The following is a 21,099-nucleotide window of genomic DNA, read 5'->3' as shown; positions in this document are numbered from 1 at the left end:
TCACGAGACGCCAGACCGGCGGGTGGACTGCACCACGCCCCCGACCCGCTCGACCAGGATGGCCATCTCGTAACCGATTTGACCGATGTCACACGACGTGGCGGCGAGCGTGGCCAGGTGCGAGCCGTCGCCGACGCGCATCAACAGCAGGTAGCCGTGTTGCATCTCGACCACCGACTGCAGCACCTGCCCGCCCTCGAACAGCTGCGCGGCGCCGGTCGCGAGGCTGGCCAAACCGGACGCCACCGCGGCCAGCTGGTCGGCGCGCTCGCGTGGGAGATGCTCGCTGGCGGCGAGGGGCAGCCCGTCGACGGAAACCAGCAAGGCGTGCGCCACGCCGGGGACCTCGCGGGCGAACCGCGTCACCAGCCAGTCCAGCGAGTTGTCAGGTGAAGTCATTCCTGATCGGACCCTTGCGTCGTGTCGCGGGCGTGCGACCGGCCGGTGCGCACGCCGCCGAAGTGGTTACTGAAGGAGGCGCGCACCGCCTCGGGATCGCGCGTCGCGGCGGCGTGCTGCGGCTCGCGGGCGGAGTGGGTGCCGCCGTTGGTTCCCTGGCCTTCGTCGGCCGGCTGGTCCTGGCCGGGCAGGGCGGTCCCGTTGGCCGTTCCCGGCACGAGGCGGGCGCCGGGCGTGCGGACCGGCAGGCCGTGCTCGGCGGTGCGCGATTCGACGGGCTTCTCCTCGGCCGCCGCGGCCAGCGTCCAACCGCGGTCCCACACCGACTGCCAGTCCAGGTCTGGGCTGTTGACCAGGTCGTGCGGGTCGCCGAGCATCTCCGACAGCATCCGCCGGTAGATCACGTCGTCGTCGGCCGGCGCGGGATCGCTCTGGGGGGCGGCCGGAATCGGCTGGGCGGGCGCACTCGGCGCCGGGGCCGCCGGCTGGTCGGCCTCCCGCGATCGGGCGGCGAAGAACGCCGACGTGTCCGACGCGGTCCGCGCCGGCGCGGGCTTGGGATCCGGCTCCGCCGGGTCGCCGCTCTCCCACCACGGGGTGGGAAGTTCGCGCCGGTGCCGCTGGGGTTGCCGCTCGTCGGCGGGCACCTCGGTGATGCCGCTGGAACCCGGGTTGCGCCGGGGCAGCAGCGTGACCGGCGGTACGGGGTCCTGCGCGGCGTTCTGCAGCGCCGGCTCGGGCGTGCGTTCCTCGGGCGGCGCGGCGATTTGCGGGCTGGGCGACGAAACGGCCCGGATCCGCGTCGCTCGGACCGGCCGGCCCCCGCCTTCGAGGATGGTCGGCGGCAGGTAGATCTCCGCGGTGGTGCCGGAGCCCGTCTCGTTGGCCGCCGGGCCGCGCAGCCCGACCCGGATGCCGTGCCGGGCCGCGATCCGGCCGACCACGAACAGCCCCATGTGGCGGGCATTGTCGGGGCTGACATCGCCCCCGGCCTGCAGCCGCATGTTCGCCATGCGGCGATCGGTGTCGTTCATGCCCAGGCCGGAATCGGCGATCCGCACCACGACTCCCCCGTCACCGCCGCGGGCCGCCGAGACCCGCACGGGCGTCGAGGGCGGCGAGTAGCGCAGGGCGTTGTCGATCAGCTCGGCGAACAGATGGATGGCGCCGCCGGCGGCCGCGCCGATCAGCGTGCTGTTGTCGGGCAATCCGGCGATTTCGACGCGGCGGTAGTCCTCGACCTCGGACACCGCGGCGTTGAGCACCGTCGCCAGCGGCACCGGGTCGCGCTGGTCGCGGGCGAGCTGCGCGCCGGCCAGCACCAGCAGGTTGGCGCTGTTGCGGCGCAGCCGGGCGGCGAGGTGGTCCAGCCGGAACAGGCTGTCCAGGCGTTCGGGGTCCTCCTCGTTGCGCTCCAGCCGGTCGATGAGCGACAGCTGCTGGTCGACCAGCGAACGGCTGCGCCGCGACATGGTCTCGAACATGTCGTTGACCAGCAGCCGCAGCCGCGCCTCGTCGCCGGCCAGCAGCAGGGCCTGAGTGTGCAGTTCGTCCACCGCGTGCGCGACCTGGCCGATCTCCTCGGTGGTGTACACCGGAAGCGGTTGCGGCGTCGGCTCGGCGCCGCCCGCCTTGACCCGGGCGATCTCCTCCTCGAGGTCGGTGTGGGCCACCTTGAGGGCGCCGTCACGCAGGATGCGCAGCGGCCGCACCAGCGCGCGCGCCACCAGCAACACGACCACCAGCGCGATGACAATCGCGGCCAGCACCAGGACGGTGTCGAGAATCGCGGCGCTCCGCTTGTCGGCGGCCTGGGCGTGCACCGACTTGGTCACCGACGCGGTGGCGTCCTTGATGACCTGTTCGGCGATCTCGTCGGTGGTCTGGATCGAGCGCAGCAGGTCTGGGTTGTCGACCAGCACGCTGGCCGGATCGGACATGATCGCCATGCGGCCCACCATCTGCTGCTGCAGCGTCTTGGCTTCGGGAGAACCGGCGCCGACGACTTCGCTCATGCCGAACAGCGTCGACGGCTCGGTGCCCGCCAGGGTCGCCATCGAGGTCCGCAGCTGCGGCTCGGGCAGTTCGGCGCCGCGAGTGACAAGGATTTTCTGCATCGTCATCTGCCCGCGGGCGCCGACCGCCCGGCTCAGGCCCTGAGCCTGGGCGCGGATCTTTTCGTCGTCGACGCGCACCGACGCGTTGATGACGTCCTCCGCGGTCAGCAGGATGGGGGCGTAGAGGGTCACCCGCTCCCGCAAACCGAGGCCGTTGTCGGCTGCCTTGTTCACCAGCATCTGACCGCCGTCGAGCAGGTTGTTCACGCCCGATCGGACATCGGCGCTGACGTCGGTGTCATCGAGTCTGGTCTGCAGTTCGTACTTGCGCGCCTCGTAGTTCTTCTTGGCCCCTTCGACGTCGCGTCCGGTGCTGCCTGCCATCAGGGCGACATCGAGCGCGGACATGTATTTGGTGACCACCGGGACGACGTCGGCGCGCGCGGCGGCAAGCCGCAGACCGCCCGCGTTCGCCATGGCGCCGTGGATGCGCAGCACCCCGAAGACCGTCGCCAACACCAGCGGGACCAGCACAATCGCCAGCACTTTCCACCGGACCGGCCAGTTGCTCAGCGACCAGGTCGGCGGGCGTTTGTCCGGCGCCGGGTCGGTGGCGTGCGGCTGTGGGGACTCGGGTGCGGCCGCCTCGGCCGGGTTGGCCGGGCGGGCGAACATGGTCACGTCGCCACGGCCGTGCGACCGGCCGCTGCGCTGATCGTCAGCGCTCGAGAAATCGAGAGGCTCATGAGACTTCCTGCTTTATCCACCCGTACCACGCCAGATGGGCGCGAGCGCGTCAACGTGGCAATCCGACGAGTATGACAGCCCGCGGCCCAGGTCACCAGAATCGTTACTGAGCAGACAGGTCCCTCCAAGGTGGACCCGCGCACGGGCGGATGATTCTGGCAAACGCGGCTTACGCCGGCCGGAGGACGGCGACGAGGAAATCCGAGTCATCGGTGAACGGTCGCAGATCCCAGGTGGACAGCAGCAGATCCGGCGCGAAGCCGGCGGCCGCCGCGTCGTCGAGGAAGGCGGCGAACGCGTAATCGCGGCCTGCGCCGAAGCCGATCGCCGCCCGACCGTCGCGTTTGAGGTGGGCACGCAGCCGGCCCAGCACCCGCTCCCGGGTGCTGGGGGCGAGAAAGGTCATCACGTTGCCGGCGGACACGATCACGTCGAACGGTTCGGCGATGCCGCGGGCGGGCAGGTCGAGCTCGGCGAGGTCGCCGACGAGCCAGCGCGGACCGGGGTGATCCTGCTCGGCCGCTTCGATGAGCGCCGGGTCGACGTCGACGCCGACGACGTGATGGCCGGCGGCGGCCAGGTAGCCGCCCAGCCGGCCGGGGCCGCAACCGGCATCGAGGATCCGCGCGCCCCGGGGCACCATCGCGTCCACGAAGCGGGCCTCGCCGGCCAGGTCATCGCCGGCGCGGGCCATGGCGCGGAACCGCTCGATATACCAGTGCGAATGTCCGGGATCGGCAGCGACTTTCTGCATCCAGATGCTCTGCTCGACCATGCGACCATTATCGCGTTGTGTTCAAGCTGATGTTCTACTCCCCGCGCATCGCCCCCAATACCGGCAATGCCATCCGGACGGCGGCCGCGACGGGCTGCGAATTGCATCTCGTCGAGCCGATGGGCTTCGACCTGTCCGAACCGAAGGTGCGGCGAGCCGGGCTGGACTATCACGACCTCGCCTCGGTCACCGTGCACGCTTCACTCGATGCCGCCTGGGAGGCGCTCGCGCCGGCCAGGGTGATCGCGTTCACCTCGAACGCGACCACCTCGTTCGCCGACATCCGCTACCGGGCGGGCGACGTCTTGATGTTCGGGCCCGAACCCACCGGCCTGGACGCGGCGACGCTGGCCGACGCGCACATCGGCGAGCGGGTGCGGATCCCGATGCTGGCCGGCCGCCGTTCGCTGAACCTGTCCAACGCGGCGGCCGTCGCCGTGTACGAGGCCTGGCGGCAGCACGGCTACCCGGGCGCCGTGTGGCGATGAGTTCTGCCTCCCGCGGGAGTCAGCAGTGACATGGCAACCTTCATCACGATCGGTTACGGCGACGAGGCCGGATATCACCGGTTGAGCGACGCTCGCAGACAGGCCGCGCACGCCCGCGACGACGAACTCAGCGCGTCCGGCGCGCTCGTCGCCCGAGCCGGGGACCCCGTTCAGGTGCGCAACCCGGACGGCGCGGGGGTGCGGATCGAGCGGGGCCCCTTCCTGCGATCGACGATGCCGATCGCGGGGTTCGCCGTGTTGGAGGCCGACGATCTCGACGCGGCGATCGAGCGGGTGAGTCAGACGCCCTGTGCGGTCGCGCACGGGGTGGTCGAGGTGTGGCCCCTTCAGACCTGATTACCAAGCGTCCCAATGCGTGACCTGCTCGGCGGGCAACCGCTTGGCGGGCCGGAAGTCGGTGCCCTTGGTGTAGGCGATCGGGAACAGCCCGCCCTGGCTGTACTTGTAGTAGGGAATGCCCAGCACGTCCGCCACCTGCTGCTCGCCGTCGCGCAGTAGGTGCAACGTCGTCCAGCACGAGCCCAGCCCGCGGGAACGCAACGCCAGGCAGAAACTCCAGACCGCCGGGAACAGCGAGGCCCAGAACGACACGCCACCCAGCGGCGTCTTGTCCTCGCGGCCTTCGATGCAGGGGATCAACAGCACCGGCGCCTCGTGCATGTGCTCGGCGAGGTAGGTCGCGGAATCGCGGACCTTGTCCATCCGCTCGCCGCGGGTGTCCCCCTCGCCGTATTGCGGCGCCGGCGCGCTCAGGTAGCCGCGGGCGTTGGACAGATAGACATCGCCGATCGCTTTCTTCTTCTCCGCGTCCTCGACGAACACCCATTGCCAGCCCTGTGAATTGGATCCCGTGGGCGCCTGCAGGGCCAGATCGAGGCATTCCATCAGCACCTCGCGGCCGACCGGCTTGTCGAAGTCGAGCCGTTTGCGGACCGAGCGGGTGGTGGTGAGGACTTCGTCGACGGACAAGTTGAGGGTCATGCTTGGAGACTACCGATGCCGCGATCAGGGGTGTCGTTTCGGGACCGATGGCCGAAGCGTCTGTGACCAACGGCCCTACGTGAGGCCCATGATCTGCGGCGATAGTCGTCTCGAGCGGCGGTTACCGCGCGACACCCATAGCACGAGGGGGCGATTCCGATGCCGGCAGGCAACCGATCTTTGGGTGCGTGCGTTCATGCGAATGGCGGTTGTTCGTCACGAAACCGCTTGGGCCGCAACGTGACTTACCTGGAGCGCATCGGCCTGCTTGCGCTGGTCGTGTTCATCGTGGTGGCCGTGGGGTGGGCGTCTAGGACGCCGAGCCACGCGATGCCCACCGGCGACAAGGGCCTGCCCGGGAAGTGGCTCGGAGATGCGCGGTGTTACGACGGCTCCAAGGGCACCGCGGCCCTGGAGGTCACCAGCGTCGTCTTCAACGAGTTCCACGGCAAAATGAGCTACTCGCCTTGGGGCTTTTGCGAGCAATACCACGATGAATACCTATGGGGCACTGTGAATCCGGACGGCAGCCTGCAGGGCAATATATTCGCGGGACACTATTTCTACAGCCGTACCAATGACTGGACGCTGCAATACAACTGGGACCAACAGTTGGGCGGTGTGGACAAATGGATTCACGGACGGCTGGTCAAGCAGGCCGGCGAACCCATGCCCGTGCCGGCACAGCCCACCAACTAGCTATCGAAGGACGACGCAGATGAAAATGATTGGTCGAGCGGCCATTTGGGCCGCCGCGGTGACGGTGGGGCTCGCTGCGACGTCCGGCGTGCGTGCGAGTGCCGAAGACTATCTGTATGTGCACACCGAGTCCGCAAGGACGCGGTGTTCGATCGGAACACACGACGTTCTGTGCGTGAGCCAAACCTTGGAATTGCCAGTAGGTTTCGGCAACAACGCGGCCGAGGTCGACGACACGGGCAAGTTGCAATACCTGGGCGTGGGCATGGTCGGTGACCCTGATCGCGATATCGTGCTGCATTACGGCCAGACGTATCACCTGCAGGGCTGGACGGTGCTGCCGACGGATCATGGCACCCGGTTCACCAATGACCGCACCGGCCACGGCATGTTCGTGAGCGTTCACGGGATCTATTCGTTCTGAGGCGTGAAGGCAAGGCGCTGAGGCTCACCGGAAGTCGCGGGACTTCGAGCCGACGGCCAGGGTGATGCTGCCCAGCCGTTCGGCGACGACGGTGATGGCGCCGCTCGCGTTTTGGACCTGGCCGCGCACCAGCATCGCCGGCGCGGTGTTGGCCAGCTTGCGATGCCGCGCCCACACCGCGGGTGTGCAGAGCACGTTGACCATCCCGGTCTCGTCCTCGAGGTTGAGAAACGTCACTCCCTGGGCGGTGCCGGGCCGCTGCCGGTGGGTCACCGCGCCGGCGATCAGCACGCGGTCGCCGTCGGGCACGTCGAGCAGCTTCCCGGCGGGCACCACTCCCATCGCGTCCAGGTCCGCCCGCAGGAACTGCGTTGGGTAGCTGTCCGGGGAAACGCCGGTGGCCCATACGTCCGCGGCGGCCAGTTCCAGCTCGCTCATCCCGGGCAACGCCGGGACGTGCGACGACGAGCCCACCCCGGGCAGGCGGTCCGGCCGCTGGGTGGCCGCGGCCCCGGCCGCCCACAGCCCCTCGCGCCGGGACATGCCGAAGCAGGCAAAAGCCCCGGCCGTCGCCAGCGCCTCCGTCTGCGGCACGGACAGCTGCAGGCGGGTGGTCAGATCCAGCAGAGAAGCGAACGCGCCGTTGGCTTTTCGCTCCTCAACCAGCCGCTCGGCGAGGTCGTCACCGATGTGGCGCACCGCGCCCAGCCCCAGCCGTACCTGGGTCCCGGCGTTCTCTAGCGTGGCGTGGGCCAGGCTGGCATTGACGTCGGGGCCGTGCACCGTCACGCCGTGCCTGCGCGCGTCGGCCACCAGCGACTGCGGCGAGTAGAAACCCATCGGCTGCGCGCGCAGCAGCGCCGCGCAGAACGCCGCCGGGTGGTGCAGCTTGAACCACGACGAGTAGAACACCAGCGACGCGAAGGACAGCGCGTGGCTTTCCGGGAAACCGAAATTGGCGAAGGCCTCCAGCTTTTCGTAGGTCCGGTCGATGACGTCGTCTGGGGCGCCGTGCAACGCGCGCATGCCGTCGTAGAATCGGCCGCGCAGCCGCCGCATGCGTTCGGTCGAACGCTTGGACCCCATCGCGCGCCGCAGCTGGTCGGCCTCGGCGGCGGAGAAGCCGGCGCAGTCGACCGCCAGCTGCATCAACTGCTCCTGAAACAGCGGTACCCCCAGCGTCTTTCGCAGCGCCGGCTCCATGGACGGGTGGTCGTAGGTGACCGGGTCGAGGCCGTTGCGCCGCCGGATGTAGGGGTGCACCGACCCGCCCTGGATGGGTCCGGGACGGATCAGCGCCACCTCCACCACCAGGTCGTAGAAGATCCGTGGCCGCAGCCGCGGCAGCGTGGCCATCTGCGCCCGGGACTCCACCTGAAACACGCCGACGGAATCGGCGCGGGCCAGCATCTCGTACACCGCCGGCTCGGAGAGGTCGAGTTTGGCCAGGTCTACCTCGATCCCCTTGTGCTCGGCCACCAGGTCGATAGCGTAGTGCAGCGCCGAGAGCATGCCCAGCCCTAGCAGGTCGAACTTCACCAAACCGATTGCCGCACAATCATCTTTGTCCCATTGCAGGACGCTGCGGTTTTCCATGCGCGCCCACTCCACCGGACACACGTCGGCGATCGGGCGGTCGCAGATCACCATGCCGCCGGAATGAATGCCCATGTGCCGCGGCAGGTTCCGGATCTGGTTCGCCAGATCGACCACCTGTTCGGGGATGCCTTCTATATCGGGCGAGTCCGCCAGCCCGTTCCAGTGGCTGATCTGCTTGCTCCACGCGTCCTGCTGCCCCTGCGAGAAGCCCAGGGCGCGGGCCATGTCGCGCACGGCGATTCGGCCCCGGTAGGTGATGACGTTGGCGACCTGGGCGGCGTAGTCGCGGCCGTACTTGCCGTAGACGTACTGGATAACCTTTTCACGCTCGTCCGACTCGATGTCCATGTCGATGTCGGGCGGCCCGTCCCGGGCGGGCGACAGAAACCGCTCGAACAACAGCTCGTTGGCCACCGGATCCACCGCGGTGACTCCCAGGGCATAACAGACCGCGGAATTGGCCGCCGATCCCCTGCCCTGACACAGGATGTTGTTCTCCCGGCAGAACCGGGCGATGTCGTGCACCACCAGGAAATAACCCGGAAATGTCAGCTGCGCAATGACTTTCAGTTCGTGCTCGATCTGGGAGTAGGCGCGCGGCGCGGCATCGGCCGGCCCGTAGCGGTCCCGCGCCCCGGCCATGGTCAGCTGCCGCAGCCAGCTGTCCTCGGTGTGCCCGGCGGGCACGCCGAACGGCGGCAGCTGCGGCGCGATCAACGCCAGCCCGAACGCGCACTGTTCGCCCAGCTCGGCGGCGGCGGTCACCACGTCAGGGCCCCCCAGGGGCACGTGCCCGAACAGCCGGGCCATCTCCTCGCCGGACCTCAGGTGCGAGCCGCCCAGTGGGGCCAGCCACCCGGCGGCGGCGTCCAGGGACTGCCGCGCCCGGATCGCGCCCATCGCCATGGCCAACCGGCGCCGCGACGGCCCCGCGAAATGCGCCCCGGTGGTGGCGACCACGCCGACGCCGAACCGCGGTGCCAACGCGGCCAGCGCCGCGTTGCGTTCGTCGTCGAGCGGGTGGCCGTGGTGGGTCAACTCGATGCTGACCCGGTCCGCGCCGAACCGGTCCACCAGGTCGGCCAGCGCCCGCCCCGCCGCGTCCGGACCTTGCGACAGGGCTTGGCGCACATGGCCTTTGCGGCAGCCGGTCAGGATGTGCCAGTGCCCGCCGGCGGCCTCGGTCAGCGCGTCGAGGTCGTAGCGCGGCTTGCCCTTCTCCCCGCCGGCCAGGTGCGCCGCGGCCAGTTGACGCGACAGCCGCCGGTAGCCTTCCGGGCCGCGGGCCAGCACCAGCAGGTGCGGGCCGGGCGGGTCCGGCGTCTCGGTGCGGGCCCCAGGCCCCAAGGACAGCTCGGCGCCGAACACGGTGCGCAGCTCGAGTTCGGCGGCCGCTTCGGCGAACCGCACCGCCCCGTACAGGCCGTCGTGGTCGGTCAGCGCCAGGGCGCGCAACCCCAGCCGGGCGGCCTCCTCGACCAGCTCCTCCGGCGTGCTGGCCCCGTCGAGGAAGCTGAACGCCGAATGCGCGTGCAGCTCGGCATAGGGGATGGACGAGCGGGCCGCCCGGGCGTCGTCCGGCGGCCGGTACGTTCCGCGCTTGGGCGACAGGGGGGCGTCCTCCCCGGGTACCACCGGAACGCCGGCATGGCGCGGCTTGCCGTCGAGCACCCGCTCCATTTCCGCCCAGCTCGGCGGACCGTTGAACCAGCCCACAACCGCAAGTCTATCGAAAGTTTGTTCGATACAGAACGGCGTGGTTACCGCCCCGTACTCCCCCGCTGACCACCGTGAGAAGGTTGGGTCATGCCAGAGTCCGGGTCGGTCGTCATCGACCCGCGCCGCCATGACGCGGTGCTGTTCGGCGCGCTCGACCCCACCCTGGACGGACAGCTGCGCGGGATCGGGGTCGGCACCGCGGTCTTCACCGAGGACCCGGTGGAAGCGGCCCGCCGGCTGCGGGTGCTGCCCGGCCGGTGCGTGGTCGTCACCGCCGCCGAAGCGGGCGTCGAGGCGGCGCGCGCCGGCGGATTCGCGTTGGTCATCGGTGTCGACCGAGGGCGTGGCGGCGCGCTGCGGGACGCCGGCGCCGACGCGGTCGTCGCCGACCTTCGCGAGGTGACCGTGCGCACCGGTGACCGCCGGATGTCGCAGCTGCCCGACGCCCTGACGGCCGTCGACGACCTGGCCGCACGGCGACCGGCGGTGTTCTTCGACTTCGATGGCACGCTGTCCGAGATCGTCAACGATCCGGATGCCGCCATCCCGGTCCCCGGCGCCACCGAGGCGCTGCGCCGGCTGGCCGAACGGTGCCCGGTCGCGGTGCTGTCCGGCCGCGATCTGGCAGATGTGACGAAACGAGTTGGCGTGCAGGGTATTTGGTATGCCGGCAGCCACGGTTTCGAGCTGACCGCACCCGACGGCACGCACCACCAGAACGACGCCGCCGCGGCGGCCATACCGGTGCTGGAGCATGCGGCCGGCGAGCTGCGGGAGCGACTGGGCTCCATCCCCGGAGTGATGGTGGAGCACAAGCGCTTTGGGGTCGCGGTGCACTACCGCAACGCCGGGCGCGACCGCGTCGGCGAGGTGGCTGCCGCGGTGCGCGCGGCGGGCCGCCGCGACGAGCTGCGGGTGACCACCGGCCGCGAGGTCATCGAGCTGCGGCCGGACCTGGACTGGGACAAGGGGAAAACGCTGCGCTGGGTGCTCGACCACCTGACCGGCGCGGACGCGGGCCCGCTGACGCCGATCTATCTCGGCGACGACATCACCGACGAGGACGCGTTCGACGCGATCCACGACGGTGGGGTGCCCATCCTGGTGCGGCACTACGACGACGGCGACCGCGCCACCGCGGCGGAGTTCGCGCTGGACAGCCCCGCTCGCGCCAGCGAGTTCACCGCCCGCCTGGCGCGCGAGCTGTCCGGCTAGGCCTGCACGTACTCCACCGCGCCGTCGTCGAGCACCACCCGCGTCGCCTCATCCTCGCCGCCCTTGGCGGCAGAAGACGCCTCGGTGCGGAACACCGCCTTGCCCGGCTCGGTGCGCCAGATCAGCGTGGTCAGCGTCTCGCCCGGAAACACCGGCGAGGTGAATCGCGCCGCGATCGAGGTGATGTTGGCCGCGACCCCGCCGCCCAGCTCCGCGAGCAGCGCGCGACCCGTCACCCCGTAACTGCACAGCCCGTGCAGGATCGGCTTGGGGAAGCCGGCCATCTCGCGGGCGAACCACGGGTCGCTGTGCAGCGGGTTGCGGTCACCGGAGAGCCGGTAGATCAGCGCCTGGTCCTCCCGGGTGGGCAGCGCGACCCGGGCGTCGGGCTCGCGGTCCGGGATCTCCGGGGCCACCGGCCGCTGCCCCGGCATGCCACCGAACCCGCCCTCGCCCCGGATCACCAGGGTGGTGAGCGTCTCGGCGATCAGCTTCTCCGAGTCGGGGTCCGTGCCCCGGCCGCGCAACACCAGGATCGCGTTCTTGCCCTCGCCCTTGTCCTGGATGTCGGCGACCTCGGTGACCACCGACAGCTTCCCCGCGGGCGGCAACGGCGCGTGCAGCCGGATTTCCTGCGAGCCGTGTAACAGCATGGCCCAGTTGAACGTTCCGACCTTGCCGGCCGCCCCGAACGCCGGGCAGCAGATCACCGCGTACGTGGGCAGCACCTGCTGGTCGATGCCGTGGCTGTTCTCGGTGGTGAACGACAGGTCGTCGAGACCGGCGCCGACACCGAGCGCGTAGAGCAGGGTGTCCCGGTCGGTCCATTCGAACAGCATCGGTTCGGTCACCGCGCCGACGGCACTCGGGTCAATCGCCATCTGAGTCTCCTTCGCCAGTAATTTCTCCACCTAACCATCGCAAACCCTTCCCACCGATGCGGTCGGCAGGGCAGGCTATCGACATGCCGAAGCGCAGCTTGGTCCGGAACGTCTCGAAGGCGGTCGCGGCGCTCACCGCGGTCCTCATTGTCGGTGCCTGCGGCGGATCGCCCCAGGCGCGCAGCATCACGGTGACGTTCATCCGGCACGCCCAGTCGGAATCCAACGCCAGCGGGATCATCGACACCTCGGTGCCCGGCCCCGGCCTGACGCCCGAGGGTCAGGGGCAGGCCCAACAGATCGCGCACCAAGCGGGCCGCAAGGACTACGACGGCATCTACGCCTCCACCATGGTCAGAACCCAGCAGACCGCCGCGCCGCTGGCCTCCGAGTTGGGCAAGCAAGTCGAGGTGCTGCAGGGCATCCAGGAGATCAACGCCGGCTGGTTCGATGGCAAGCCGATCGCCCAAGAGAACGCGACGTACCTGTTGGCACCGGCCGACTGGCTTAGGGGCGACATGCAAGACAGCATCCCGGGGTCCGTCAGCGGCAAGCAGTTCAACGAGCAGTTCACCGCGGCCATCCAGAAGGTCTACAACAGCGGCCAGCACAATCCGGTGGTGTTCTCGCACAAATTCGCCATCGAGTACTGGACGCTGATGAACACCAAGAACGCCAAGGACACCCTGCTGACCAGCCACCCGCTGCCCAACGTCGGACGCGTGGTGATCACCGGGAACCCGATGACCGGCTGGACCCTGGTCGACTGGGACGGCATCCGGGACTTCCACAGCTGACACCGCATTGATCGTGGCGACCCGCCGCGCCCGGCTAACGCCGCGCTTGCGATCGCCACTGGGTTGACGGGGGCGGTCGCCAGCCGCCACGATGACTCCATGCGTTATGTCGTTACCGGCGGTACCGGGTTTATTGGTCGCCGCGTCGTCGACCGTCTGCTGCAGACCCGGCCCGATGCGCAGGTGTGGGTGGTGGTCCGGCGGCAGTCGCTGGGCCGCTTCGAGCGGCTCGCAGCCGAGTGGGGCGAGCGGGCGAAACCACTGGTGGCGGGGCTGCCGGAGCTGGAGCTGACCGAGGCGATCCTCGCCGAGCTGGGCCGCGTCGATCGCCTGGTGCACTGCGCGGCCATCTACGACATCACCGCGGGCGAGGCCGAGCAGCGGGCCACCAACGTCGAAGGCACCCGCGCCGTCATCCAGCTGGCGCAGCGGCTGGGCGCAACGCTGCACCACGTGTCCTCGATCGCCGTGGCGGGCGACTTTGCCGGCGAATACACCGAGGACGATTTCGACGTCGGCCAGCAACTCCCGACCCCCTACCACCAGACCAAGTTCGAAGCCGAGCGGCTGGTGCGCTCGGCGCCAGGGCTGCGCTACCGGATCTACCGCCCCGCGGTGGTGGTGGGCGACTCGCGGACCGGCGAGATGGACAAGATCGACGGGCCGTACTACTTCTTCGGCGTCCTGGCCAAGCTGGCGCTGTTGCCGTCGTTGACGCCCATCCTGCTGCCCGACACCGGCCGCACCAACATCGTGCCGGTCGACTACGTCGCCGACGCGCTCGTCGCGCTGATGCACGCCGAGGGTTGCGACGGCCGCACATTCCACCTGACCGCCCCGAAAACCGTTGGGCTGCGCGGCATCTACCGGGGCGTCGCCAAGGAGGCCGGGCTCCCGCCGGCACGCGGATCGCTGCCCGGCTCGGTGGCCGCCCCGGTGCTCAAGGTGCGCGGGCGGGCCCGGGTGCTACGCAATATGGCGGCCACCCAGCTGGGGATCCCGGCCGAGGTCTTCGACCTCGTCGACCTGAAGCCCACGTTCGTCAGCGACCAGACCCGGAAAGCATTGCGCGGCAGCGGCATCGACGTGCCCGAGTTCTCCAGTTACGCGCCCAGGCTGTGGCGGTACTGGGCCGAGCACCTCGACCCGGACCGGGCGCGCCGCGACGATCCGAAGGGACCGCTGCGCGGCCGGCACGTCATCATCACCGGCGCCTCCAGCGGCATCGGCCGGGCGGCGGCCATCGCGGTCGCCGAAAAGGGCGCGACGGTGTTCGCCCTGGCCCGCAACGCCGAAGCGCTGGACGAGCTCGTTGCCGAGATCCGTGCGGGCGGCGGTGACGCCCACGCTTTCACTTGTGACGTCACCGATTCCACCTCGGTCGAGCACACCGTCAAGGACATCCTGGGGCGCTTCGACCACGTCGACTACCTGGTCAACAACGCCGGGCGGTCGATCCGCCGCTCGGTGGTCAACTCCACCGACCGGCTCCACGACTACGAGCGGGTGATGGCGGTGAACTACTTCGGCGCGGTGCGGATGGTGCTGGCCCTGCTGCCGCACTGGCGCGAGCGCCGCTTCGGCCACGTGGTCAACGTCTCCAGCGCGGGCGTGCAGGCGCGCAACCCCAAGTACAGCTCGTACCTGCCCACCAAGGCCGCGCTCGATGCCTTCGCCGACGTGGTCGGCTCGGAGACGCTGTCCGACCACATCACCTTCACCAATATCCATATGCCACTGGTTCGTACGCCGATGATCGCGCCGTCGCCACGGCTCAACCCGGTGCCCGCGATCAGCCCGGAGCGCGCGGCCGCCATGGTGGTGCGCGGGCTGGTGGAAAAGCCGGCGCGCATCGACACCCCGCTGGGCACGCTCGCCGAAGTCGGCAATTACTTCGCGCCGCGGACGTCGCGGCGCATCCTGCACCAGCTCTACCTCGGTTACCCCGACTCGGCCGCAGCCCGCGGCCTGACCACCGAACCGCCCGCGGCTCCCCCACGCCGACCGAGGCGCCCGGCGCGAGGCGTCACGCGCGGCATCCGGACACCGCGACCGGTCAAGCGCTTGGTGCGACTGGTCCCCGGGGTTCACTGGTAGGTCGGCGCGTTTCAGGCGCATCCGATTGCGGTATTCCGGCGCGATGACGCGGACTCTGTCCGAGAAGCGGGCCGACGCCGACCCGGTGGCCGCCGCGGCCCGGCAGGTCGCCACGACGGGTGCTGCGGTGTTGTCCTCGTTCGACGTGACTCGAAGCCTGGGCGCGGCCCGCGAAGAGTGGACCCGGTTCGCCCGGCATTGGCAACATCTGGCCCCCGACCCGTACGCGGCGGAGTTGGGCGTGCAGCGGATGCGCCGCTACGGCCAGTACTCGTTTCGCGATGGCGTGCTGCGCCCGATGCCCAGGAGCACGTTCGTGCAGCCGGAGGAATCCAATCCCCTCTACGTCGGCAAGGACCGCGAGTTTGAGCCGCTGACCGACGCGTTCGCCCGGGACCCCTTGCTGCACAAGGTGATCGGCCTGCTGGCCCGGGTGGCTGCGGCCCTGGACGACGTGGATGACTGGAACGTCAAGGTGCATCCGTTCCGCACCCGGTCGTCGACGGATGAGGGCGCGCATCCGACGCCGGAGGGTATGCACCGCGACGGCGTCACGCTGGTCAGCTCGCTGCTGGTCGGGCGGCGCAACGCCATCGGGGGCGAGAGCACGGTGTGCGACCTGGACGGCAGGCAGCTGCTGGCGACGACGCTGGCCGAGCCCGGCACCCTGATGCTGGGCGACGACCGCCGCACCCTGCACGGCGTCTCCCCGATCCGGCCGATCGACGGCTCCGGCCCGGCGCAGCGCGACGTCCTGGTGGTCACGTTCGCCTCGGCGTGGCCGTAAGGGTCGGGTGCTCTGGCAGTCACTTCTGCAGCGTGAACTGGTTGACGTCGATGTATCCGACCCGGAACGCGTCTGCGCAACCGGTCAGGTATTTCATGTACCGCTCGTAGACTTCCTCGGACTGCACCGCGATGGCCTCGTCCTTGTGGGCCTGCAGCGCGGCGGCCCAGATGTCGAGGGTCTTCGCGTAGTGCGGTTGCAGCGACTGCACGCGGGTCACGGTGAACCCGTTGGCGGTGGCGTGCTCTTCCACCATCGGTATCGACGGCAGCCGCCCACCCGGAAAGATCTCGGTGACAATGAATTTGATGAACCGGGCGAAGGTGAACGAAAGCGGCATGCCACGCTCGGCCATCTCCAGCGGGTGCAGCCCGGTGATGGTGTGCAGCAGCATGACCCCGTCGCCGGGCAACAGGTCATGCATCAGGGCGAAGAACGCGTCGTAGCGCTCGTGCCCGAAGTGCTCGAACGCGCCGATGCTGACGACCCGGTCGACCGGCTCGTCGAACTTCTCCCAGCCCTCCAGCAGGATCCGCGCCGACCGGGTGCTCTGCGACTTCGCGATCAGCCCCTCGACGTGATCGGCCTGGTTGCGGCTCAGGGTGAGGCCGACGACGTTGACGTCGTACTTTTCCATCGCGCGCATCATGGTCGCGCCCCAACCGCAACCGACGTCGAGCAACGTCATGCCCGGTTGCAGCCCGAGCTTGCCGAGGGCGAGGTCGATCTTGGCGATCTGCGCTTCTTCCAGCGTCATGTCGTCGCGTTCGAAGTAGGCGCAGCTGTAGGTCTGGGTGGGGTCGAGAAACAGCCGGAAGAACTCGTCCGACAAGTCGTAGTGGGCCTGCACATCGTCGAAGTGCGGCGTTAACTCAGCACCCTCGGGGGGCTCCGACGTCGTTGGCATCGTGCCAGCCTAGTCGCTGGCCTGAGTATCTTGGACACAATGAAGTCGCCCGTATTTGTCGACGTCGACACCGGCGTCGACGACGCGCTGGCGTTGATGTACCTGTTCGCCAGCCCGGACGCCGAGGTGGTCGCAATCGCCTCCACCGGGGGAAACGTTGCGGTGCAGCAGGTTTGCGAGAACAACCTGGGCCTGCTCGAGCTGTGCGGTGTTACCGGCGTGCCGGTCTCCAAGGGCTCCGGCGAGACCCTGACCGGGCCGATGCGCCTGCCGTCAAAAGTCCACGGCCCCAGGGGATTAGGCTATGCCGACCTGCCGCCCACCGATCGCCGCCTCACCGACCACGACTCGGCGACCGCATGGGTGCGCGCCGCGCGCGCCTTTCCCGGTCAACTCATCGGCGTGGCGACCGGCCCGCTGACCAATCTGGCGCTGGCGCTGCGGGCCGAACCGGCGCTGCCGACGCTGCTGCGCCGCCTGGTCATCATGGGCGGTTCCTACGATCACCGGGGCAACACCACCGCGGTGGCCGAATGGAACATCAGCGTGGACCCCGAGGCCGCGGCCGAGGTGCTTGCGGCATGGGACCCCGAAACCGTTGGCCAAGATCGCCTTCCGATCCTTTGCGGCCTGGACCTGACCCGCAAGGTGGCGATGACGCCAGATCACCTCGCCAGGTTGGCGGACGCTGCGGGATCGACGGCGACGCCGATGAGCGCGGACGACGAACCCGGTACCCGGTCGACGGCGTCCAACCCCCTGATCCGGGTGATCGAGGACGCGATGCGGTTTTACCTGGAGGCCTACCACGACATCGGCCACGGATACCAGGCACATCTGCACGATCCGCTGGCCGCCGCCGTGGCGCTGGACCCCGAGCTGGTCACCACGCGGCCCGCGACGGTCGACATCGAGCTGACGGGGACTCTGACCCGCGCCATGACGGTGACCGACTGGTCGGGGCGCCGGGAACCCAACGCGCTGATCGGGGTCGACGTGGACGCGGCGGCCTTCTTCGACCGGTTCATCGAACGGGTTGGGTCGTTTGCGCGCGGGTAAGCCTATAGGCCATGAAGATTCGTGTCATCGAAGTCCTGCGCGCGGGATGGGGCGCCGTGCTGCTGACCGCCCCGTCGCAGGTGCTGGACCACATCCACGGGGTGCAGGTCGACCGCAAGGCGCTCATCGTCACCCGGATCCTGGGCGCGCGTCACGTCGCCCAGTCGCTGCTGTCGGGCATCGACCCCGGCCCGGAGGTGCTGGCCGCCGGAGTCTGGGTCGACACGGTGCACTCGATCACCGCGCTCGGCCTGGCGCTGGTCGATCGGCGCCGGGCGCGCGGCGGGTTGACCGACGCCGCCGTCGCGGCGTCGTGGGCGGGCCTGGGCTGGCGCCACTTGCGGGCCGGCAAGGCCAGGACGGACGGCGTCCGCGGGCGCGATCGGTTGGCCCGCACGGTCGTGGGTGCGCTGCCAGGAGGCGGCGGGCTGATGGCGCGGGCGCAGGCGGTCCGCGCCGGACGGACGTAGGCCGCGGGTCGTCGTTTGACCCCCTGAGCGTGGGGTACTGCCACGGTCATGGCTTTCGCCGACTACCAAACCGAGCTGTACGACCAATCGCTGCACGGAAATCAGCCCCAGTACCCGATCAGATTCGATGAGCTGGAGGAGAAGGCGTCGGCGGCGATGCCGCCGAAAGTCCTCGGGTATGTCGCCGGCGGCGCCGGCGACGAGCACACGCAGCGCGCCAACTGCGAGGCCTTCAAGCGGTGGGGCTTGTATCCGCGGATGGGGATTGCCCCCGAGCAGCGCGACATGTCCATCGAATTGTTCGGGATCAGGTTTCCGTCCCCGATCTTCATGGCACCCATCGGCGTCATCGGGGTGTGTGACCCGGACGGGCACGGGGACATGGCCTGCGCACGGGCCTCGGTCCGCGCGGGGGTCCCGTTCTTCGTGGGAACGCTCACGTCCGACCCGATGGAAGACATCGCCGCCGAGCTGGGCGATACCCCGGCGTTTTTCCAGCTGTATACGCCGCCGAATCGAAAGATGGCCGCCAGCCTGGTGCACCGCGCCGAGGCGGCCGGCTTCAAGGGCATCGCCGTCACCCTCGACACCTGGGTCACCGGCTGGCGCCCGCGTGATCTGAGCGGCGGGAACTACCCGCAGGTGCCCAGCGGCTGCCTGGCCAACTACACCAGCGATCCGGTTTTTCGCGCCGGCCTGAGCCGGGGCGAGGACGCCACCGAGGCGGCGGTGCGCAAGCTGCCGATCTTCGGGGGGCCGTTCCGATGGGACGACCTGGAGTGGCTGCGGTCGGAGACCAGCCTGCCGCTGATGGTCAAGGGCCTCTGCCACCCAGACGATGTGCGCCGCGCCAAAGACATTGGTGTCGAAGGCATTTACTGTTCCAACCACGGCGGGCGGCAGGCCAACGGTGGACTGCCGACGCTGGATTGCCTTCCCGGGGTGCTCGAGGCCGCCGACGGTCTTCCGGTGCTGTTCGACTCGGGCATCCGCAGCGGCGCCGACATCATCAAGGCCCTGGCGATGGGGGCGACCGCGGTGGGCATCGGCCGCCCCTACGCCTACGGCCTGGCGCTCGGCGGCGTCGACGGCGTCGTGCACGTGCTGCGCTCCTTGTTGGCCGAGGCGGACCTGATCATGGCCGTCGACGGGTATCCGTCGCTCAAGGACCTGACGCCGGACGCGTTGCGGCGCACCGGATAAAGCACCGCTACTCGTAGCCGCCCTCGAGGTACCAGCGCCGCTGGCGGTAGCACAGCAGAAACGCCCGCTCGCCCTCCAGCAGGACCTGCGCGCGGGCGGTGCGACCCTTTCCCACGTCGGGATCCCACCACCGCTCGTCGACCGGCCACGGTCCCGCCCACCAGTCCAGCCGCTCGTCCCGGCCGTGCATCCTCAGCCCCGCCGGGTCGGCGGAGAACAGCCCCCGGCTCGTCACCCGAACCGGGTTCCCTTGGGCGTCAAGCATTTCCACCGGGTCATCGAGCAGCACCGCCGGTGCCGGCTCGGGCAGCCGACCGGGCCACGGCAACCCCGGGTCGGCCCGCGGAACCGGTTCGTCACCCAGCGGGGTCAATGTGATGCGTTCGGCCGGCCCGCGCCCGCCGGACAGCACCGGCACCCGCACCGCCTCCGGACCGAGCAGGCCCTGCACCCGCACCAGTGCCCGGCGGGCCCGCAGCCGGTCCTCCTCGCCCAGGCCGCCCCACAGCGGCAACTGCAGCGCCCCCGCCGACACCACCTCGACGGCCTGCAGCCGCAACAGTGTCACCGCGGCCGTCGGGCGAGGGTTGCGCGCGGTCCGGCTGCTCAACCAGCCGTCCAGTTGCCAGCGCACGCGGTCGGCGGTGGCGTCCTCGGTCAACGGCTCGGCGCACCGCCACACCCGGTGCAGTTCTTCGCCGTTGGCGGTGACGGCGTGAATGGCCAGCCGGGTGCAGCCCACCCCGGCGGCCATCAGCGTCCGGTGCAGAGCGGCGGCCAGCGAGCGCCCAGCGAAGGCCGCGGCATCCACCCGGTCGATCGGCGGGTCGCAGTCCAGCACGGCCTCCAGCTCCTCCGGCGGCTCCCGACCGGACGGCCCCCGCTCGGGTTCGCCGCGGGCCAACCGGTGCGCGGTCACCCCGTCGGCGCCGAACCGGGACGCCACGTCGGTGGCCGACAGCGCGGCGAACTGCCCGACGGTGCGAATTCCCATCCGCCACAACAGGTCCGTCAACTCTTCCCGCCCCGGGCCGCACAGGCTGGGCTCGGTGGCGAGCTGGCGGATCGACAGCACCGACAGAAACTTCGCGTCGCCACCCGGCGGGACGACCCGGCCCGCCCGCGCGGCGAAGACAGCGGTGGACAACTGGTCGGCGATCCCGACCTGGCACTCGGCACCGGTCACGGCCACCGCGTCGATCAGCCGTTCGGCGGCGTCGGCCTCGGAGCCGAAATAGCGGGCCGCCCCGCGCACCGGCAACACCAAGAGCCCGGGCCGCAGCACCTCGGCGCGCGGCACCAGGTCGTCCACCGCCGCGATGACCGACTCGAAGAAGCGGGCGTCGCGGTCCGCGTCGGCCGTGGTGACATGCAACTGCGGGCAGCGGGCCGCCGCCTCCCGGCGCCGCAGCCCCCGCCGCACCCCCGCCGCGCGGGCAGCCGCCGAGCAGGCGATCACCCGATTGGCCAACGTGACCGCCGCCGGGGCGGTCGCGGGCAGACCAGCGGCCGCGGCCGCCGCGACCGCGGGCCAATCCATGCACCAGATGGCCAGCACCCGGGAAGCCACCGGAATTCACCCGGCTCGCGCTCGGGCGGTCACCCGTCGTCCCGCACACACCCCGCTGACCTGCAGCCGCACCCGGCTGATCCGCCCGAATCCCGGGCGGCTTCCCGAAGTGAGCTCGTAGCCGCAGACCCGGGCGCGGGCGGTGGTGGCGCGGGCCCGCAGCAAGGGGTGCACCGTGTTGGTCACCGACGGCGACTGGCAGGG

The 21,099-nt window shown here is 70.1% G+C and carries 19 protein-coding genes and 1 pseudogene; 12 read left to right on the top strand and 8 right to left on the bottom strand.

From position 1 onward, the window contains the following. From A5697_RS00520 to A5697_RS00510, 3 genes are all read right to left on the bottom strand, one after another. Nucleotides 1–399, bottom strand: coding sequence for a serine protease inhibitor (locus A5697_RS00520; RefSeq protein ID WP_067949870.1), 399 nt, complete (start codon nucleotides 397–399; stop codon nucleotides 1–3). Beyond that, nucleotides 396–3,131 carry an ATP-binding protein gene (locus tag A5697_RS00515; RefSeq protein WP_068007031.1) on the bottom strand — a complete coding sequence of 912 codons (2,736 nt, stop codon included), beginning with the start codon at nucleotides 3,129–3,131 and terminating at the stop codon, nucleotides 396–398. Before A5697_RS00515 ends, A5697_RS00520 begins: the two co-directional genes overlap by 4 nt. A gap of 241 nt (nucleotides 3,132–3,372) precedes the next feature. Next, nucleotides 3,373–3,978: a bifunctional 2-polyprenyl-6-hydroxyphenol methylase/3-demethylubiquinol 3-O-methyltransferase UbiG gene (locus tag A5697_RS00510; protein WP_067949868.1), complete on the bottom strand. Its 606-nt coding sequence runs from the start codon at nucleotides 3,976–3,978 to the stop codon at nucleotides 3,373–3,375. A gap of 17 nt (nucleotides 3,979–3,995) precedes the next feature. On the opposite strand from A5697_RS00510, the gene A5697_RS00505 reads away from it, so the two are divergent. Together A5697_RS00505 and A5697_RS00500 are read left to right on the top strand one after the other, a co-directional pair. Beyond that, the gene (locus A5697_RS00505; protein WP_068007011.1) at nucleotides 3,996–4,466 is read left to right on the top strand and encodes a tRNA (cytidine(34)-2'-O)-methyltransferase; all 471 of its coding nucleotides are present in this window, start codon (nucleotides 3,996–3,998) and stop codon (nucleotides 4,464–4,466) included. Nucleotides 4,467–4,496: 30 nt separating this feature from the next. After that, entirely contained in the window at nucleotides 4,497–4,823 is a 327-nt protein-coding gene (locus A5697_RS00500) for a YciI family protein (RefSeq protein ID WP_067949865.1), read from the top strand. On the opposite strand, the gene A5697_RS00495 is transcribed toward A5697_RS00500, so the two are convergent. After that, a complete protein-coding gene (locus A5697_RS00495; protein ID WP_067949863.1) occupies nucleotides 4,824–5,468 on the bottom strand; it encodes a nitroreductase family protein in 645 nt (214 codons plus the stop codon). It lies immediately after the preceding gene. A gap of 240 nt (nucleotides 5,469–5,708) precedes the next feature. Between A5697_RS00495 and A5697_RS00490 the strand changes: the two genes are divergently transcribed. Both A5697_RS00490 and A5697_RS27510 read left to right on the top strand, forming a co-directional pair. Next, on the top strand, nucleotides 5,709–6,167 hold the full coding sequence (locus tag A5697_RS00490) for a hypothetical protein (RefSeq protein WP_156673023.1): 459 nt from the start codon (nucleotides 5,709–5,711) through the stop codon (nucleotides 6,165–6,167). 175 nt (nucleotides 6,168–6,342) lie between these two features. After that, complete coding sequence (locus tag A5697_RS27510; RefSeq protein WP_067201458.1) at nucleotides 6,343–6,591, top strand: hypothetical protein; 249 nt, start codon at nucleotides 6,343–6,345, stop codon at nucleotides 6,589–6,591. A gap of 24 nt (nucleotides 6,592–6,615) precedes the next feature. On the opposite strand, the gene A5697_RS00480 is transcribed toward A5697_RS27510, so the two are convergent. After that, nucleotides 6,616–9,906, bottom strand: coding sequence for an error-prone DNA polymerase (locus A5697_RS00480; RefSeq protein ID WP_068007007.1), 3,291 nt, complete (start codon nucleotides 9,904–9,906; stop codon nucleotides 6,616–6,618). 90 nt (nucleotides 9,907–9,996) lie between these two features. Here A5697_RS00480 and otsB point away from each other — a divergent pair, with 90 nt between their 5' ends. Further along, a complete protein-coding gene (gene otsB / locus A5697_RS00475; RefSeq protein WP_068007005.1) occupies nucleotides 9,997–11,124 on the top strand; it encodes a trehalose-phosphatase in 1,128 nt (375 codons plus the stop codon). On the opposite strand, the gene A5697_RS00470 is transcribed toward otsB, so the two are convergent. Continuing rightward, complete coding sequence (locus A5697_RS00470) at nucleotides 11,121–12,005, bottom strand: MaoC family dehydratase (RefSeq protein WP_067946634.1); 885 nt, start codon at nucleotides 12,003–12,005, stop codon at nucleotides 11,121–11,123. The two genes, otsB and A5697_RS00470, sit on opposite strands and share 4 nt — an antisense overlap. 83 nt (nucleotides 12,006–12,088) lie before the next feature. Here A5697_RS00470 and A5697_RS00465 point away from each other — a divergent pair, with 83 nt between their 5' ends. The 3 genes from A5697_RS00465 to A5697_RS00455 all read left to right on the top strand — a co-directional run bounded on the left by A5697_RS00465 (nucleotide 12,089) and on the right by A5697_RS00455 (nucleotide 15,686). Then, the gene (locus tag A5697_RS00465; protein WP_068007003.1) at nucleotides 12,089–12,802 is read left to right on the top strand and encodes a histidine phosphatase family protein; all 714 of its coding nucleotides are present in this window, start codon (nucleotides 12,089–12,091) and stop codon (nucleotides 12,800–12,802) included. Nucleotides 12,803–12,901: 99 nt separating this feature from the next. Further along, on the top strand, nucleotides 12,902–14,899 hold the full coding sequence (locus A5697_RS00460) for an SDR family oxidoreductase (protein WP_068007001.1): 1,998 nt from the start codon (nucleotides 12,902–12,904) through the stop codon (nucleotides 14,897–14,899). 43 nt (nucleotides 14,900–14,942) lie between these two features. Then, the gene (locus A5697_RS00455; protein WP_068006999.1) at nucleotides 14,943–15,686 is read left to right on the top strand and encodes a 2OG-Fe dioxygenase family protein; all 744 of its coding nucleotides are present in this window, start codon (nucleotides 14,943–14,945) and stop codon (nucleotides 15,684–15,686) included. Nucleotides 15,687–15,705: 19 nt separating this feature from the next. On the opposite strand, the gene cmaA1 is transcribed toward A5697_RS00455, so the two are convergent. Continuing rightward, nucleotides 15,706–16,593: a cyclopropane mycolic acid synthase CmaA1 gene (cmaA1, locus tag A5697_RS00450; protein WP_068006996.1), complete on the bottom strand. Its 888-nt coding sequence runs from the start codon at nucleotides 16,591–16,593 to the stop codon at nucleotides 15,706–15,708. Nucleotides 16,594–16,632: 39 nt separating this feature from the next. Here cmaA1 and A5697_RS00445 point away from each other — a divergent pair, with 39 nt between their 5' ends. Genes A5697_RS00445 through A5697_RS00435 form a run of 3 tightly spaced genes read left to right on the top strand, consistent with a single transcriptional unit; the run spans nucleotide 16,633 to nucleotide 19,325 of the window. Next, nucleotides 16,633–17,652: a nucleoside hydrolase gene (locus A5697_RS00445; RefSeq protein WP_067946619.1), complete on the top strand. Its 1,020-nt coding sequence runs from the start codon at nucleotides 16,633–16,635 to the stop codon at nucleotides 17,650–17,652. 11 nt (nucleotides 17,653–17,663) lie between these two features. Continuing rightward, the gene (locus A5697_RS00440) at nucleotides 17,664–18,122 is read left to right on the top strand and encodes a hypothetical protein (RefSeq protein WP_067946617.1); all 459 of its coding nucleotides are present in this window, start codon (nucleotides 17,664–17,666) and stop codon (nucleotides 18,120–18,122) included. A 48-nt stretch (nucleotides 18,123–18,170) separates the two neighbouring features. Continuing rightward, nucleotides 18,171–19,325, top strand: a complete 1,155-nt coding sequence (locus A5697_RS00435) for an alpha-hydroxy-acid oxidizing protein (RefSeq protein ID WP_068006993.1) — start codon at nucleotides 18,171–18,173, stop codon at nucleotides 19,323–19,325. A gap of 7 nt (nucleotides 19,326–19,332) precedes the next feature. On the opposite strand, the gene A5697_RS00430 is transcribed toward A5697_RS00435, so the two are convergent. Further along, the gene (locus A5697_RS00430; RefSeq protein WP_068007025.1) at nucleotides 19,333–20,865 is read right to left on the bottom strand and encodes a DNA polymerase Y family protein; all 1,533 of its coding nucleotides are present in this window, start codon (nucleotides 20,863–20,865) and stop codon (nucleotides 19,333–19,335) included. Between the two features lie 154 nt (nucleotides 20,866–21,019). On the opposite strand from A5697_RS00430, the pseudogene A5697_RS28670 reads away from it, so the two are divergent. Further along, a pseudogene (locus A5697_RS28670) lies at nucleotides 21,020–21,099 on the top strand (hypothetical protein); the annotation flags it as partial.

Origin of the sequence: Mycobacterium sp. E3251, assembly GCF_001666835.1 — a bacterium.
In the GTDB taxonomy this organism is placed as follows: Bacteria; Actinomycetota; Actinomycetes; order Mycobacteriales; family Mycobacteriaceae; genus Mycobacterium.
Note: the sequence above shows the minus strand (reverse complement) of the source record. Positions and strands in the feature narration are given on the sequence as shown.